12 protein-coding genes are annotated in these 14,590 nt (G+C 70.2%); all 12 read right to left on the bottom strand.

The window, feature by feature from the left end:
* Positions 1-14 precede the first annotated feature (14 nt).
* On the bottom strand, positions 15-788 hold the full coding sequence (locus ACTWJ8_RS27655) for an ABC transporter ATP-binding protein (protein WP_356389282.1): 774 nt from the start codon (positions 786-788) through the stop codon (positions 15-17).
* Positions 785-1,591 (bottom strand): ABC transporter ATP-binding protein, encoded by an 807-nt coding sequence (locus ACTWJ8_RS27650; RefSeq protein ID WP_356389280.1) that lies wholly within the window; start codon positions 1,589-1,591, stop codon positions 785-787. Before ACTWJ8_RS27650 ends, ACTWJ8_RS27655 begins: the two co-directional genes overlap by 4 nt.
* The gene (locus ACTWJ8_RS27645) at positions 1,588-2,415 is read right to left on the bottom strand and encodes an ABC transporter permease (RefSeq protein WP_356389278.1); all 828 of its coding nucleotides are present in this window, start codon (positions 2,413-2,415) and stop codon (positions 1,588-1,590) included. The genes ACTWJ8_RS27650 and ACTWJ8_RS27645 overlap by 4 nt, the downstream gene beginning before the upstream one ends.
* Positions 2,412-3,380: an ABC transporter permease gene (locus tag ACTWJ8_RS27640; RefSeq protein ID WP_443260537.1), complete on the bottom strand. Its 969-nt coding sequence runs from the start codon at positions 3,378-3,380 to the stop codon at positions 2,412-2,414. The genes ACTWJ8_RS27645 and ACTWJ8_RS27640 overlap by 4 nt, the downstream gene beginning before the upstream one ends.
* 10 nt (positions 3,381-3,390) lie before the next feature.
* Positions 3,391-4,908, bottom strand: a complete 1,518-nt coding sequence (locus ACTWJ8_RS27635; protein WP_443260536.1) for an ABC transporter substrate-binding protein — start codon at positions 4,906-4,908, stop codon at positions 3,391-3,393.
* Between the two features lie 35 nt (positions 4,909-4,943).
* The gene (locus tag ACTWJ8_RS27630; protein ID WP_443260535.1) at positions 4,944-5,654 is read right to left on the bottom strand and encodes a DUF1684 domain-containing protein; all 711 of its coding nucleotides are present in this window, start codon (positions 5,652-5,654) and stop codon (positions 4,944-4,946) included.
* 141 nt (positions 5,655-5,795) lie between these two features.
* Entirely contained in the window at positions 5,796-6,644 is an 849-nt protein-coding gene (locus tag ACTWJ8_RS27625) for a GNAT family N-acetyltransferase (protein WP_356389270.1), read from the bottom strand.
* 372 nt (positions 6,645-7,016) lie between these two features.
* A complete protein-coding gene (gene ispG, locus ACTWJ8_RS27620) occupies positions 7,017-8,174 on the bottom strand; it encodes a flavodoxin-dependent (E)-4-hydroxy-3-methylbut-2-enyl-diphosphate synthase (protein WP_356389819.1) in 1,158 nt (385 codons plus the stop codon).
* 174 nt (positions 8,175-8,348) lie between these two features.
* Positions 8,349-9,650: a M50 family metallopeptidase gene (locus ACTWJ8_RS27615; RefSeq protein WP_443260534.1), complete on the bottom strand. Its 1,302-nt coding sequence runs from the start codon at positions 9,648-9,650 to the stop codon at positions 8,349-8,351.
* The gene (gene dxr, locus ACTWJ8_RS27610; RefSeq protein WP_356389823.1) at positions 9,647-10,915 is read right to left on the bottom strand and encodes a 1-deoxy-D-xylulose-5-phosphate reductoisomerase; all 1,269 of its coding nucleotides are present in this window, start codon (positions 10,913-10,915) and stop codon (positions 9,647-9,649) included. Before dxr ends, ACTWJ8_RS27615 begins: the two co-directional genes overlap by 4 nt.
* Positions 10,916-10,977: 62 nt before the next feature.
* Positions 10,978-12,912: an acyl-CoA dehydrogenase family protein gene (locus ACTWJ8_RS27605; protein ID WP_443260533.1), complete on the bottom strand. Its 1,935-nt coding sequence runs from the start codon at positions 12,910-12,912 to the stop codon at positions 10,978-10,980.
* A 200-nt stretch (positions 12,913-13,112) separates the two neighbouring features.
* Positions 13,113-14,555 carry an aldehyde dehydrogenase family protein gene (locus ACTWJ8_RS27600; RefSeq protein ID WP_356389827.1) on the bottom strand — a complete coding sequence of 481 codons (1,443 nt, stop codon included), beginning with the start codon at positions 14,553-14,555 and terminating at the stop codon, positions 13,113-13,115.
* Positions 14,556-14,590: the final 35 nt, after the last annotated feature.

Genomic DNA, 14,590 nt, shown 5'->3' with positions numbered 1-14,590 from the left:
GCAGTACGGCTGCCTTACGCGGACGTCGGGAGGCGGGGGACGCTGGAGAGGAGGCGGCGTGTGTACGCGTGGGCGGGGGCGCCCAGGACCTCCGGGGTGGGGCCCGATTCGACCACCTGTCCCCGTTCCAGCACGGCGGTGCGTTCGCAGAGGGCCGCCACCACCGACAGGTCGTGGGAGACCATCACGATCGTCAGGCCCGCCGTCTCCTTCAGCTCGGCCAGGAGGTCGACCACCTTGACGCGGGTCGTGACGTCGAGGGCGGAGACCGGTTCGTCGGCGAGGAGGACGCGCGGGTCGCAGACCGTGGCCCGCGCGATGGCGATCCGCTGGCGCTGGCCGCCGGAGAACTCGTGCGGGTAGCGGTCGCCGGCGTCGGCCGGGAGGCCGACCCGTTCGAGGGCGTGCGCGACCTTCCGGTCGGCCTCCTCGCCCGTCGCGACGCCGAGCGAGCGGAGGGGCTCGGCCACGATCCGGCGGACCCGTTGCCGCGGGTCCAACGACGCGTAGGGGTCCTGGAACACGCACTGCACGCTCCGCCGGAACGCCTTCATCTGCGCCCGGTCGCGCGTCCGCAGCTCGTCGCCGTCGAACCGGACCGTCCCCGATGTGGGGCGTGCGAGGCCGAGCAGCATGCGGAGGAGGGTCGTCTTGCCGGCGCCGGATTCGCCGACCAGGGCCAGGCTGTGGCCCGTTTCCACGGTCACCGACACGTCCGTGACCGTGGGTGCCGCGGCGCCCCGGTACGCGTAGGACACCCGGTCCAGTTCCAGTACGGGAGTGCTCATCGCACGCCTCCCAGGTCGAGCGCGGACTCCAGCTGCCGCGCGCTGTCCACGAGCGCCTTCGTGTAGGCCTCGCGCGGTGCCCGTACGACGTCGGCGACCGCGCCGGACTCGACGGCGCGCCCGTCCTTCATCACCAGGACGCGGTCCGTCACCTTCGCCACCACCGCCAGGTCGTGGCTGACGAACAGGACCGCCATGCCGCGTTCGCGTACGAGCCCGTCGATCAGGTCGAGCATCTCGGCCTGCACGGTGACGTCGAGCGCGGTCGTCGGTTCGTCGGCGATGAGCAGCGCCGGGTCGCAGGCGAGCGCCGTGGCGAGGGCGACGCGCTGGCGCTGGCCGCCGGAGATCTCGTGCGGGAAGGCGCGGGCGATGCGGGCCGGGTCGGGGAGGTGGACCTGTTCCAGGAGTTCGTGCACTGCGGTCCTCAGCGCCGCGCCTTTCAGGCCACGGCGTCTGCGCAGCGGTTCCGCGATCTGTCTGCCCACCCGCATCAGCGGGTCGAGGGCGGTGAGGGGTTCCTGGAAGACGACGGCCGCGCTTCGGCCGCGTACGCCGACGAGGGTCTTCTCGCTCGCACCGATGATCTGCGTGCCGTCCAGCCGTACGCTGCCGGTCGCTGTCATGCCCGTGGGCAGCAGCCCGAGTGCCGCCAGGGTCGTCAGGGATTTTCCGGAGCCGGATTCGCCGATGAGGCCGAGGCGTTCGCCGCGTGCGATCTCGAAGCCGAGGCCGGAGACGAGTGCGCGTCCGTTCCCCGTGCGGATCGTGAGGTCGTCGACGGACAGCAGGGGTTCGCTCATGCCGCCACCCGTTCCTTCCGTGCGGTCGGGTCGAGCACGTCCCGCAGCCCGTCCGCGATCAGGTTGACGCCGATCACCAGCAGCACGAGGAGCACGCCCGGCGCGAGCGCACCGGCGGGCGCCGTCGTGAACGTCGCCTGCGCCTCCTGGAGCATCCGGCCCCAGGACGCGTTGGGCGGCGGCGCGCCGAGGCCGAGGTAGGACAGGCCCGCCTCGGCGAGGACGGCGAGGCCGAACTGGAGGGCGAGGTTCACCGCGAGGGTGGGCCAGATGTTGGGCAGGACGTGCCCGGCGACGACGCGCGGCCAGCTCGTGCCGGACGTGCGGGACGCCGTGATGTAGTCCTGCGCGAGCACCCGCTTGACGAGGATGCGGGTCAGCCGGGCGACGACGGCGCTCTGCGCGAGGCCGATGGCCAGGATCGCCGATCCGAGCGTCGCCGAGCGGGCGGCGACGATCAGCATCGCGAGCAGCAGCGTCGGGAACGCGATGAGGATGTCGAGCAGCGCGGAGAGCGTATCGTCGAACCAGCCCTGCGCGAACGCCGCGAGCAGCCCGAGCGTCACGCCGATGAGCGCCGCAACGGCGACCGAGCCGAGCCCGGCCTGGAGCGCGATCCGCGAGCCGGTCATGAGCTGGGTGAACAGGTCGTGGCCGAGCTTGTCGGTGCCGAGCAGGTGCCCGCCGCCGGGTCCGGCGAGCCGTCCGCCGGACGTGTCGTCGCTGTCGTACGGGAGCCAGAACAGGGAGACGAGCGCGAGCAGGACGACGAGTCCGGCGAAGACGCCGCCCGTCCAGAGCGTGAGGGACGACCTGCGCTTCATCGGGCACCTCCGCCCGAGAGCCGGCCGCGCAGGCGCGGGTCCACGATCCGCTGCACGAGGTCGGCGAGGAATCCGATGATCAGCACTCCGAACGTCGACACGAACAGCACGCCCTGGATCACGGGGTAGTCGTGCTGCGCGATCCCCGTGGCGAGCAGGGAGCCGAGGCCCGGCAGCGCGAACACGGACTCGACGACGACCGCGCCGAGCAGGGTGGAGGCGAGTTCGATGCCGAGGACGGAGATGACCGGCACGGACGCGTTGCGCAGGCCGTGCCGCCACATGGCTCGCCCGAACGACGAGCCGAGGGCCCGCGCGGTGCGCAGGTACTCGCTGTCGAGGACGTCGAGCGTCGCGGACCGTACGTAGCGGATGAGGGACGCCGACATGACGAGGGCGACCGTGATCACCGGGAGGACCAGCGACTGCACGGCCGGGCCCGGTGTGTCCCAGCCGTCCTGCGGGAAGCCGCCGGACGGCAGCCAGCCCGCGTTCAGCGCGAACACGGCGATGAGGATCATGCCGAGCCAGAACACCGGGACGGCGATGCCGAGTTGGGAGATTCCGCTGAGCAGCGCCCCGTACCAGGTGTTCTTCTTGTACGCGGCCACGAAGCCCGCCGGGACCGCGACCAGGACCGCGAGGACGAACGCGGAGAGCGTCAGCGGCACGGTCACGTTCAGGCGCTGCGACACCTCGGGCCCGACCGGCAGTGACGACACGAAGGACGTGCCGAGGTCGCCGGTGGCGAGCTGGCCGATCCAGTGCGTGAACTGTTCGGGCAGCGGTTTGTCGGAGCCGATGGAGTGCCGGGCCGCGGCGATCTGCTCCGGCGAGGCGCCCACCGAGGTGAGCGCGTTCGCCGGGTCGCCGGGCAGCATCCGGAGGAGTACGAACAGCACGACGGACGCGAGGACGAGGGAGACCAGCAGGAACACCAGTCTCCGCAGGAGATAGCGGGTCATGTCCCCTGGCTCAGCTGCTCTTCTTGATGTCGTACGCGAAGAACTGCGAGTTCAGGCCGTTGAGCGGGTAGCCCGACAGCTTGGTGTTCGCGACGACGATCTGCGGATACAGGTAGAGCCAGTCGCTGGCCGCGTCCTCGGCGGTCTTGCGGTTGACCTTCTTGAGGAGTTCGGTCTGCTCGGCCGTGGAGGATGCCTGCTCGGCCTTCTCGACCCAGTCCTGGACCTGCTTGTCGTCGTAGCCCCAGTAGAAGTCGGGGTCGCCGTACCAGACGAGGTCGCGGTCGTTGACGTGCTCCTGGAGCGTGGCCGTGAAGTCGTGGTTCTTGTAGACCTTCGTGTACCACTCGTCGGGCGTGATCGTGTTGATCCTGACGGTGATGCCGACCTTGGCGAGCTGCGACTTGATGAAGGTCGCGGCGGTGGGGTGCGGGTCGTAGTTCGGGGTGTCCAGCGTGAAGCTGAAGCCCTTCGCGTGGCCCGACTCCTTGAGGAGCTTCTTGGCCTTGGCGACGTCGTGGGCGTTGACGTCGGTGAGGTCCTCGTACCAGGGGTCGGTGGGCGGCACCATCGACCCGATCTCCTTGCCGTAGCCGCCCCAGACGGACTCCAGGAGCTTCTTGTCGTCGATGGCGGCGGAGACGGCCTGGCGGACCTTGGCGTCCGTGAACGGCTTCGCCTTGTCGTTGAAGGCGAGGAGCAGCTTGGTGGTGGAGTTGCCGTCGTTGACCTTGTAGTTCTGGTTGGACTTGAACTGGTCGAGGGCGTCGGGCGACTGCTCGCTGGTGACGACGTCGACGGCGTTGGTCTGGAGCGCGTTGTTGAGGGCGCTCGCGTCCTTGTAGTAGTGGAAGACGACCTGCTTGTTCTTGGCGGCGTCGCCCCAGTAGCCGGCGAACCGGTCGAGGCTGAGGGCGGAGCCGCGGGTCCACTTCTTCAGCCGGTACGGTCCTGTGCCGTCCTCGGTCGTCTTCAGGTTCTTCGCGTCGGAGTTGACGATCCAGACGTAGCTGAGGTTGTAGACGAAGGAGATCGACTTCTTCGACAGGGTGACCTTGACGGTCTTCGCGTCGGGGGTGGCGACGTCCTTGATGACCTCGAGGTTCGACTTCCGCGCGGACTGCGAGTCCTTCGCGATCACCTTCTCCAGGCTGTACTTGACGTCCTGGCTGGTCAGCTTCTTGCCGCTGTGGAACGTCACGCCGTCGCGGAGGGTGAAGGTGTAGGTGAGGCCGTCGCCGCTGACCTTGTAGTCGTCGGCGAGGAGCTTCTCGACCTTGCCCTTGTCGGTGAGCTTGAACAGGCCCTCGTAGACGTTGCCGTTGAGCGCCTCGGTGACGCCCTGGCCGCCGCCCCCGGTGTTGTCGAGGTTCTGCGGCTCGTAGAGGGAGCCGATGTTGACGGTGGCGTCCTTGTCGTACGCGCCGCCGCCGGACGCCGATTCGGAGCCTCCGCCGCAGGCGGCGAGCGTGACGGCGAGGGCGACGGTGAGCGTGCCGACGGAGAGGGATCTCTTGGAGATGCGCATGAGGGGGCCTTACGTGAAGGGGTGCGGGGAGTCGATCAGTGAGCGGTGCCGGCGAAGCCGTCGCGGAGGACCGGGAGCTTCTCGCCTGCCTCCACGGGCAGGTGGAGACGGTTCTGCCGCGGCGGCATCGGACAGTTGTACTGATCGGAGAAGCCGCACGGGGGCACGAAGGCCCGGTTGAAGTCGAGGCGGACGCGGCCCTCGCCGGTGTGCTCGACGAAGAGGAAGCGTCCGGCGCCGTAGGTCGAGTCGCCGTTCGTGGGGTCGCCGAAGACGAGCAGGAGGGTGCCGTCGTCGTCGAACGCGGAGAGCGTGTAGTCGGTGCCGTCGATCGTGAGGGCGATGTCGCCGGGGACGACCTTCTCGCGTGTTCCGCCGTTGTCCCGCAGGTGCTCGAAGGCGACGGTGCGGGCGCCCTCGACGGGCGTGTACGTGGCGTCGAGGACCCACTCGGGGTCGTACGGGAAGGCGTCGATGCGGTCGAAGGCGCGGATCGCCGGGGAGTCCGCGTCCCAGAAGCGCAGGCCGTGCTCGGGGGCGCCGGTGACCATGTCGGTGCGTTCGAGGCTCGTCACGATGACGGTGTCGGGCTGCCCCTCGCGGGCGGCGTCGAGGTCGGGGGTCTCGCCGGCGGGGAGCCAGCGGGTCTCGACGAGGGCGAGGTTTCCGGTGGGGGCGGCGACGGAGCGGTGCCGGTCGGCACGCCATTCCTGCCAGGCGGCTGCGCCGGGGTCGGGGGCAGACATTCGAGTGGCACCTACAGTCAGTGAAGCTTGAACCAAAGCTAAGCAGTACCTTTATGGTCCATAAGACTTACTAATGTCAATGCGCACGAAAGAGATGAGACGGGCACCACAGGGGTGTCGGGCAGGGTGTCCGGCGGGTGGCTAGAACAGCACGCTCATGAACGCCCCGACCTCTTCGAACCCCACGCGGCGGTACGCGGCGCGGGCCGGGGTGTTGAAGTCGTTGACGTAGAGGCTGACGACGGGGGCGACGTCGGCCAGGGCGTAGCGCAGGACCGCGGCCATGCCGGGGGCGGCGAGGCCCATGCCTCGGTACTCGGGGGCGACCCAGACGCCCTGGATCTGGCAGGCCTGTTCGGTGGCGGCGCCGATCTCGGCCTTGAAGGCGACCTTGCCGTGCTCGTCGAGGCGGGCGAAGGAGCGGCCCGAGCCGACGAGTTCGGCGACGCGGGCCTGATAGAGCAGGCCGCCGTCGCCGGCCAGCGGGGAGACGCCGACCTCCTCGGTGAACATGGCCACGCACGCCGGCATGATCGTTTCCATCTCGTCCTTGCGGACGCGGCGGACGTACGGGTCGGGGGTGACGTCGTCGGGCATCCGGTCGGTCACCATCAGCGGCTGGTGGGCGCGGACCTCGCGGGCGGGGCCCCAGCCGGGTTCGAGGAGCTCCCACAGGCGTGCGGTGGGCTCCGCCGGGCCGACGATGGACGAGCAGCGGCGTCCGGCGCGGCGGGCGCGGTCGGCGAAGCCGCGGATGGCGCGGTCGGTGGCGCAGATCGGGACGAGGTTGGCGCCCGCGTAGCAGAGCGACTCCAGCATGCCGTCCTCGTACCAGCCCCACATCTCGCCGCCGAGGCGCCACGGATCGAGGCCCGCGACGCGGACGCGGGCCGTGACGAAGGCGTTGGCGACGGGCTCGCGGTCGAGGACGGCGAGCGCGGCGTCGAGGTCACTCGGTTCGAGGACCCGGGTGGTGGTCTGAGTCAACACGTGCGGAGGGGCCTCACCAGATGGGCTACTGATCTCCGCACTGTACCTGGCGCTCCGCGGGTGTGACGGGTCGACGTTTCGCCCATCCGCGCATGGCGTCCCGCCGGGGACCCGTACGCCTCCCTGCCGCGTCGGAGGGTCCGGTTGGGTGGGTGGTTCGCGCAGTTCCCCGCGCCCCTTCAGGGGCGCGGGGAACTGCGCAAACGGGACCAGCGGCGGGACAGTGAGCAGCCGACGCGGATGGAGCGCAGACCGGACGGGGGCTGATCAGGGGCGCGGGGAACTGCGCACACCGGACCGCAGCGGGACCGCGGTCGCCGACGCGAAAGGCCCGCCCACCCGGAAGGGTGCGCGGGCCCGGCGGGGGCGGGGTCAGCCGGCGACGGAGACCGAGGGCTCCCCGGAGGGGATGCCGTCCGCTTCCATCTGCTCGGCGATCTTCATCGCCTCGTCGATGAGCGTCTCGACGATCTTCGACTCGGGCACCGTCTTGATGACCTCGCCCTTGACGAAGATCTGCCCCTTGCCGTTGCCGGAGGCGACGCCGAGGTCGGCCTCACGCGCCTCACCCGGACCGTTCACGACACAGCCCATGACGGCCACGCGCAGCGGGACCTCCATGCCGTCGAGGCCGGCGGTGACCTCCTCGGCGAGCTTGTAGACGTCGACCTGGGCGCGCCCGCAGGACGGGCAGGACACGATCTCCAGGCGCCGCGGCTTGAGGCCGAGGGACTCGAGGATCTGGTTGCCGACCTTGATCTCCTCGACCGGCGGGGCGGAGAGGGAGACGCGGATGGTGTCGCCGATGCCCTCGGAGAGCAGCGCCCCGAAGGCGACCGCCGACTTGATGGTGCCCTGGAACGCCGGACCGGCCTCGGTCACACCGAGGTGCAGCGGGTAGTCGCACTGCTCGGCGAGCTGCCGGTACGCGTTGACCATGATCACCGGGTCGTTGTGCTTCACGGAGATCTTGATGTCGCGGAAGCCGTGCTCCTCGAAGAGGGACGCCTCCCACAGCGCCGACTCGGCGAGCGCCTCCGGGGTGGCCTTGCCGTACTTCTGGAGGAGCCGCTTGTCGAGGGAGCCCGCGTTCACACCGATGCGGATCGGCGTGCCGTGGTCGTTCGCCGCCTGGGCGATCTCCTTGACCTTGTCGTCGAACTGCTTGATGTTGCCGGGGTTCACACGGACGGCCGCGCAGCCGGCCTCGATGGCCGCGAAGACGTACTTCGGCTGGAAGTGGATGTCGGCGATGACCGGGATCTGCGACTTCTTGGCGATGACGGGCAGCGCGTCGGCGTCGTCCTGCGTGGGGCAGGCCACGCGGACGATCTGGCAGCCGGACGCGGTCAGCTCGGCGATCTGCTGGAGCGTCGCGCCGATGTCGGACGTGCGCGTCGTCGTCATCGACTGGACGGACACCGGGGCGTCCCCGCCGACCGCCACGGTGCCGACCTGGATCTGGCGGCTCTTGCGCCGCTCGGCGAGCTTGGTCGGTACCGACGGAATGCCGAGAGAAATCGCAGTCATCTGCTGTGCAACCCCAAGGATGTGGATCGAGTCCAGAGGCTTCCGAGATTACGTCACCGGCGCACGGGCCAGCACATCGCGCCCCCGCAAACCCCCGTAAAGAGGGACCGCTCGGCACTCATGAGTGCCGAGCGGTTCCCACGGGCGTACGACCGGCGCGTGAACGGCGCCTGATCAGGAGATTTTGACCGGGTTCACGACGTCCGCGATCAGCACGAGGATCGTGAAACAGACGAAGACACCGGCCACCACGTACGCCACCGGCATGAGCTTCGCCACGTCGAACGGGCCCGGGTCCGGCCGGCGGAACACCTTCGCCAGGTTCCTGCGCAGCGCCTCCCACAGGGCGCCCGCGATGTGCCCGCCGTCGAGCGGCAGCAGCGGCAGCATGTTGAACAGGAACAGCGACAGGTTGAAGCCCGCGACCAGCATCAGCGACATCGCGAGCTGCTGGGTCGCCGGGATGTCCATGGTGAAGATCTCGCCGCCGACCCGGGCCGCGCCGACCACGCCCATCGGCGAGTCCTGCTCGCGCGGGCCGTCGCCGAACGCCGCGTCCCACAGGGCGGGGATCTTCGCGGGCAGCGCGATGATCGAGTCCACGGCGTCGCCGACCCGGTCGGTCATCCAGGTGACGGAGTCCCCGAAGTCCTGCCGTACGACGCCGGTGGCGGCGGTGAAGCCGAGGAATCCGGCGTTGACGTAGCCGTCGGTGATCTGGCCGCTGGCGTCCTTCTTCGGCACCTGGTTGGTGGCGATCTTCGCGGTCAGCGTCTTCTGCTGTCCGTCGCGCTCGACGACGATCGGCACGGTCTCGCCCGCGCTCTTGCGGATCTCGTCCGACAGCGCGTTCCACTCGTCCGTCTCGACGCCGTTGAAGGACACGATCTTGTCCTTCGGCTGGAGTCCCGCCGCCTTCGCGGGCGACTGCGGGTCGCCGGCCTTGCAGTTGTCGCGGTTCTCGCTCGCGTGGATGACGCAGGCGGAGACGGACGAGACGACGTTCGTCTGCTGGGTGACGCCGAAGCCCATGAGGACCGTGAGGAACAGTCCGATCGCGAGGATCAGGTTCATGAACGGTCCGGCGAACATGACGATGACGCGCTTCCACGGCTTGCGCGTGTAGAAGAGCCGGGTCTCGTCGCCGGGCTTGAGCTCCTCGAAGGCGGCGGCGCGCGCGTCCTCGACCATGGAGCGGAACGGGGAGGTCGAGCGGGACTCGATGCGGCCGTCGGCGCCGGGCGGGAACATGCCGATCATGCGGATGTAGCCGCCGAGCGGGATGGCCTTGATGCCGTACTCGGTCTCGCCCTTGTGCCGGGAGAAGATCGTCGGGCCGAAGCCGACCATGTACTGGGGCACGCGGATGCCGAACAGCTTGGCCGTCGACAGGTGGCCCAGCTCGTGCCAGGCGATGGAGACGAGCAGACCCACCACGAAGATGACTACGCCGAGGATCATCATCAAGGTCGTCATGCACGGGCCTCCGCGGCTGCCTTGTCCGTTGCGGTCAGTTCACGGGCCCGGGCGCGCGCCCAGGTCTCCGCTTCAAGGACGTCCGCGACGGTGAGCGAAGTTCCCGTTCCGGGTGTGCCGTGTTCTTCCACGACCTTCGTCACCGTTTCCATGATCCCGTTGAACGGCAGGGCGCCGTTCAGGAACGCGTCCACGCACTCCTCGTTGGCGGCATTGAACACCGCCGGGGCCGTGCCCGCGAGCTCCCCCACGTGCCGGGCGAGCCCGACCGCGGGAAACGCGTCGTTGTCGAGGGGGAAGAACTCCCACGTGGAGGCCTTCGTCCAGTCGAACGCGGGGGCGGCGTCCGGGATCCGCTCGGGCCAGCCGATGCCGATGCCGATCGGTCCGCGCATGTCGGGAGGGGTGGCCTGGGCGAGCGTGGAGCCGTCGGTGAACTCGACCATGGAGTGCACGTAGGACTGCGGGTGCACGACGACCTCGATGCGGTCGAACGGGATGTCGTACAGCAGGTGCGCCTCGATGACCTCGAGTCCCTTGTTGACGAGGGTCGAGGAGTTGATCGTGATGACGGGGCCCATCGCCCAGGTGGGGTGCGCGAGGGCGTCGTCGACGGTGACGTTCGCGAGGTCCGCCTTCGTACGTCCCCGGAAGGGGCCGCCGGAGGCGGTGACGACGAGCTTGCGGACGTCGGCGCGGGTGCCGCCGGCGAGGGCCTGGAAGAGCGCGGCGTGCTCGGAGTCGACCGGGATGATCTGGCCGGGCTTGGCGAGGCGCTTCACGATCGGGCCGCCGACGATCAGCGACTCCTTGTTGGCGAGCGCGAGCGTGCGGCCCGCTTCCAGGGCGGCGAGCGTCGGGGCGAGGCCGATGGAGCCGGTGATGCCGTTGAGGACGGTGTGGCAGTCGCCCCGCCCCGCGATCTCGGTGGCGGCGTCCGGCCCGGCGAGGATCTCGGGCAGCTTCTCCCCCGCCCCGTACTGCGCGGCGAGCGCCTCGCGCAGCGCGGGCACGGCGTCCTCGCGGGCCACGGCGACGCTCCGCACACCCAGCCGCCGCGCCTGCTCGGCCAACAGCTCGACCCGCCCGCCCGCGGCGCTGAGCGCGGTGACACGGAACCGGTCGGGATTGCGCAGCACGAGGTCGATGGCCTGAGTACCGATCGACCCCGTGGACCCGAGCACGACGATGTCCCTTGGAACATCGCCGGGCGCCGGGTCAAAGACGAGATGCGGGTCCGCGAGGGGGGCTGGGCTGTCGCTCATCCCCCCATTCTTGCGCGAACTCCCCGTGCCCCTGACACGGGATGGCACAAGCGCGCCGGGGATCAGCGGATCGGGCGGTGGACGTTTTCGTGTTTGCTTGGGCCGGGTGTCGCCTCCGCGATCCAGGGGCCGTCGCCGCTGGGGTCGACGATGCCCTGTTCCAGCCAGGTGTACGTGCCGCCGATGACGCCCTTGACGACCTTGCGGTCGAGGTCGTCGGTGTTGGTCCACAGGCGGGCGAAGAGTTCGTCGACGCGGATCCGGGCCTGGCGGCAGAAGGCGTCGGCGAGCTGGTAGGCCTCGCGGCCGTGCGGCTCCGTGGTGCGCAGGAGTTCGGCGCGTACGCAGGCGGCGCTCATGGCGAAGAGTTCGGCGCCGATGTCGACGATGCGGCCGAGGAAGCCCTGCTTCGTCTCCATGCGGCCCTGCCAGCGGGACATCGCGTAGAAGGTGGAGCGGGCGAGTTTGCGGGAGGTGCGTTCGACGAAGCGGAGGTGGGTGGAGAGGTCGGGGTGGCCGGAGGGATGGAACTCCGCGTACGTGCGCGGGAGTTGGCCGGGGCCTGCCACCAGTTTCGGGAGCCAGCGGGCGTAGAAGCCGCCTGCCTTGGCTCCTGCCTTCGCCTTGTCCGAGAGGGACTTGTCCGGGTCGATCAGGTCCCCCGCGACCGACAGGTGGGCGTCCACGGCCTCGCGGGCGATCAGCAGGTGCATGATCTCGGTCGAGCCCTCGAAGATGCGGTTGATGCGCAGGTCGCGCAGGACCTGTTCGGCGGGGACCGCGCGCTCGCCGCGGGCCGCGAGGGACTCGGCCGTCTCGAAGCCGCGGCCGCCGCGGATCTGGACGAGTTCGTCGGCCATCAGGCAGGCCATCTCGGAGCCGTAGAGCTTGGCGAGGGCGGCCTCGATGCGGATGTCGTTGCGGTCCTCGTCCGCCATCTGCGAGGACAGGTCGAGGACGGCTTCGAGCGCGAAGGACGTCGCCGCGATGAAGCTGATCTTCGAACCGACCGCCTCGTGGAACGCGACCTGCCTGCCCCACTGCTCGCGCTCCGCCGACCACTCACGGGCGATCTTCAGACACCACTTCCCCGCGCCGACGCACATGGCGGGCAGCGAGAGCCGGCCGGTGTTGAGGGTGGTGAGGGCGATCTTCAGGCCCGCGCCCTCGGGGCCGATCCGGTTCGCCGCGGGCACCCGGACGCGGTGGAAGCGGGTGACGCCGTTCTCGATGCCGCGCAGGCCCATGAAGGCGTTGCGGTTCTCCACCGTGATGCCCTCGGACGCCGCCTCGACGACGAACGCCGTGATGCCGCCCTTGTGGCCCTCGGACTTCGGCACGCGGGCCATGACGACCAGCAGGTCGGCCACGACACCGTTCGTCGTCCACAGCTTCACGCCGTCCAGGACGTACTCGTCGCCCTCGGGCACCGCCGTCGTGGCGAGGCGGGCCGGGTCCGAGCCGACGTCGGGCTCGGTCAGCAGGAACGCGGAGATGTCGGTACGGGCGCAGCGCGGCAGGAACGCGTCCTTCTGCTCCTGCGTCCCGAACTGCTTGAGCGGCTGCGGTACGCCGATGGACTGGTGCGCGGAGAGCAGCGCGCCGATGGCGGGCGAGGCCGAACCGACCAGGGCCAGCGACTTGTTGTAGTAGACCTGCGTGAGGCCGAGGCCGCCGTACTTCGTGTCGATCTTCATGCCGAGCGCGCCGAGCTCCTTGAGCCCGTTGATCGTCTCGTCGGGGATCCTCGCCTCGCGCTCGATGCGCGCCGAGTCGATCTTCGTCTCGCAGAAGTCGCGGAGCTTGGCGAGGAACTCCTCGCCGCGCTGCGCGTCCTCGTCGGCGGGCAGCGGGTGCGGGTGGATGAGGTCGAGCCTGAACCGGCCGAGGAACAGTTCCTTGGCGAAGCTGGGCTTGCGCCATTCCTGTTCGCGGGCCGCCTCGGCGACCTGCCTGGCCTCCCGCTCCGAGACCTTGGGCTGCGATGTTGCGGACATGAGGTTCACCTCGCCGCGCGTCGGGTCCACCGCCCGGCTCGTTACCGACCGGTGCTACTGGATCGTATGTACCCGATAACGGGCATGTCGACCAGTCCCCGTGCACCCGAACGCCGACGGCCGGAGCCCCCGCACAGTGGGCTCCGGCCGTCGTGACCGGCGCGCGGATTCAGGCGCGCGCCGGGGTCTTCGCGGGTGTCCTAGAGCGCAAGGCCCGTCAGGACGAGGACGCGCTCGTACGTGTAGTCGTCCATGGCGAACTTGACGCCCTCGCGGCCGACGCCGGACTGCTTGGCGCCGCCGTACGGCATCTGGTCGGCGCGGTAGGACGGGGCGTCGCCGATGACCACGCCGCCGACCTCGAGCGCGCGGTGGGCGCGGAACGCGGTCTGGAGGTCGTGCGTGAACACGCCCGCCTGGAGGCCGTACTTGGAGTCGTTGACGGCGGCGAAGGCCTCGGCCTCGCCGTCCACCTTCTTGACCGTGAGGACCGGCCCGAAGACCTCTTCGCAGGCGATCGTCACGTCGGCCGGGACGTCGGCGAGGACGGTCGGCGCGTACGTGGCGCCCTCGCGCTTGCCGCCCGCGAGGAGGGACGCGCCCGCCTGCACGGCCTCGTCGACCCAGGACTCGACGCGCTTGGCGGCGTCCTCGCTGACCAGCGGGCCGACGTCGGTGGCGTCGTCCGCCGGGTCGCCGGTGACCTGCGCCTCGACGGCCGCGACGATCTTCGGCAGCAGCCGGTCGTACACGGCGGCGTCGGCGATGACGCGCTGCACCGAGATGCAGGACTGGCCGCCCTGGTAGTTGGAGAAGGTGGCGATCCGCTGCGCCGCCCAGTCCAGGTCCGCCTCGGAGGAGTAGTCGGCGAGGACGACGGCCGCGCCGTTGCCGCCGAGCTCCAGGGTGCAGTGCTTGCGCGGCACGCTGTCCATGATCGCGTAGCCGACCGGGCCCGAGCCGGTGAAGGAGATGACCGGGAGACGCTCGTCCTGGACGAGGGCCGGCATGCGGTCGTTCGGGACCGTGAGGACCGACCAGGAACCGGCAGGGAGGTCGGTCTCCGCGAGCAGCTCGCCGAGGATCAGCGAGGAGATCGGGGTGGCCGGGGCCGGCTTGAGGATGATGGGCGCGCCCACCGCGATGGCCGGGGCGACCTTGTGGGCGCTCAGGTTCAGCGGGAAGTTGAACGGGGCGATGCCGAGGACGACGCCCTTCGGGATGCGGCGGGTGATCGCCATGCGGCCCGTGCCGCCCGCGTCGGTGTCGAGGCGCTGGGCCTCGCCGCTGTTCCAGCGGCGGGCCTCCTCGGCGGAGAAGCGGAACACGGAGACGGCGCGGCCGACCTCGCCTCGGGCCCACTTGATCGGCTTGCCGTTCTCGGCGGAGATCAGCTGGGCGATCTCCTCGGTGCGCTCGATCAGGCGGTCGGCGACGTGGTTCAGGGCCTTGGCCCGTACATGCGCCGGGGTCGCGGCGAACTCGTCCACCACGGCGTGGGCGGCGGCGACGGCCTCCTCCACCTGGGCCTCGGTGGGCTCGGAGACGGTGCCGACGAGGCGGCCGTCGTAGGAGTTGTGGACGTCGAACGTCGTGTCACCGGTGGCCTGGCGGCCGGCGAGCCAGAAGGCGTGGGTGGTCATGGGTCGGTTACCGGCCTCTCCGTGGTGGGTGGGGG

The organism is Streptomyces sp. SDT5-1 (genome assembly GCF_052245995.1).
In the GTDB taxonomy this organism is placed as follows: domain Bacteria; phylum Actinomycetota; class Actinomycetes; order Streptomycetales; family Streptomycetaceae; genus Streptomyces.
Note: the sequence above shows the minus strand (reverse complement) of the source record. Positions and strands in the feature narration are given on the sequence as shown.

What these genes read in the sequence shown, in the direction of transcription:
- ACTWJ8_RS27655 (WP_356389282.1), bottom strand. Translation starts at nt 788, where the DNA reads ATGAGCACTCCCGTACTGGAACTGGACCGGGTGTCCTACGCGTACCGG.
- ACTWJ8_RS27650 (WP_356389280.1), bottom strand. Translation starts at nt 1,591, where the DNA reads ATGAGCGAACCCCTGCTGTCCGTCGACGACCTCACGATCCGCACGGGG.
- ACTWJ8_RS27645 (WP_356389278.1), bottom strand. Translation starts at nt 2,415, where the DNA reads ATGAAGCGCAGGTCGTCCCTCACGCTCTGGACGGGCGGCGTCTTCGCC.
- ACTWJ8_RS27640 (WP_443260537.1), bottom strand. Translation starts at nt 3,380, where the DNA reads ATGACCCGCTATCTCCTGCGGAGACTGGTGTTCCTGCTGGTCTCCCTC.
- ACTWJ8_RS27635 (WP_443260536.1), bottom strand. Translation starts at nt 4,908, where the DNA reads ATGCGCATCTCCAAGAGATCCCTCTCCGTCGGCACGCTCACCGTCGCC.
- ACTWJ8_RS27630 (WP_443260535.1), bottom strand. Translation starts at nt 5,654, where the DNA reads ATGTCTGCCCCCGACCCCGGCGCAGCCGCCTGGCAGGAATGGCGTGCC.
- ispG (WP_356389819.1), bottom strand. Translation starts at nt 8,174, where the DNA reads ATGACTGCGATTTCTCTCGGCATTCCGTCGGTACCGACCAAGCTCGCC.
- ACTWJ8_RS27615 (WP_443260534.1), bottom strand. Translation starts at nt 9,650, where the DNA reads ATGACGACCTTGATGATGATCCTCGGCGTAGTCATCTTCGTGGTGGGT.
- dxr (WP_356389823.1), bottom strand. Translation starts at nt 10,915, where the DNA reads ATGAGCGACAGCCCAGCCCCCCTCGCGGACCCGCATCTCGTCTTTGAC.
- ACTWJ8_RS27605 (WP_443260533.1), bottom strand. Translation starts at nt 12,912, where the DNA reads ATGTCCGCAACATCGCAGCCCAAGGTCTCGGAGCGGGAGGCCAGGCAG.
- ACTWJ8_RS27600 (WP_356389827.1), bottom strand. Translation starts at nt 14,555, where the DNA reads ATGACCACCCACGCCTTCTGGCTCGCCGGCCGCCAGGCCACCGGTGAC.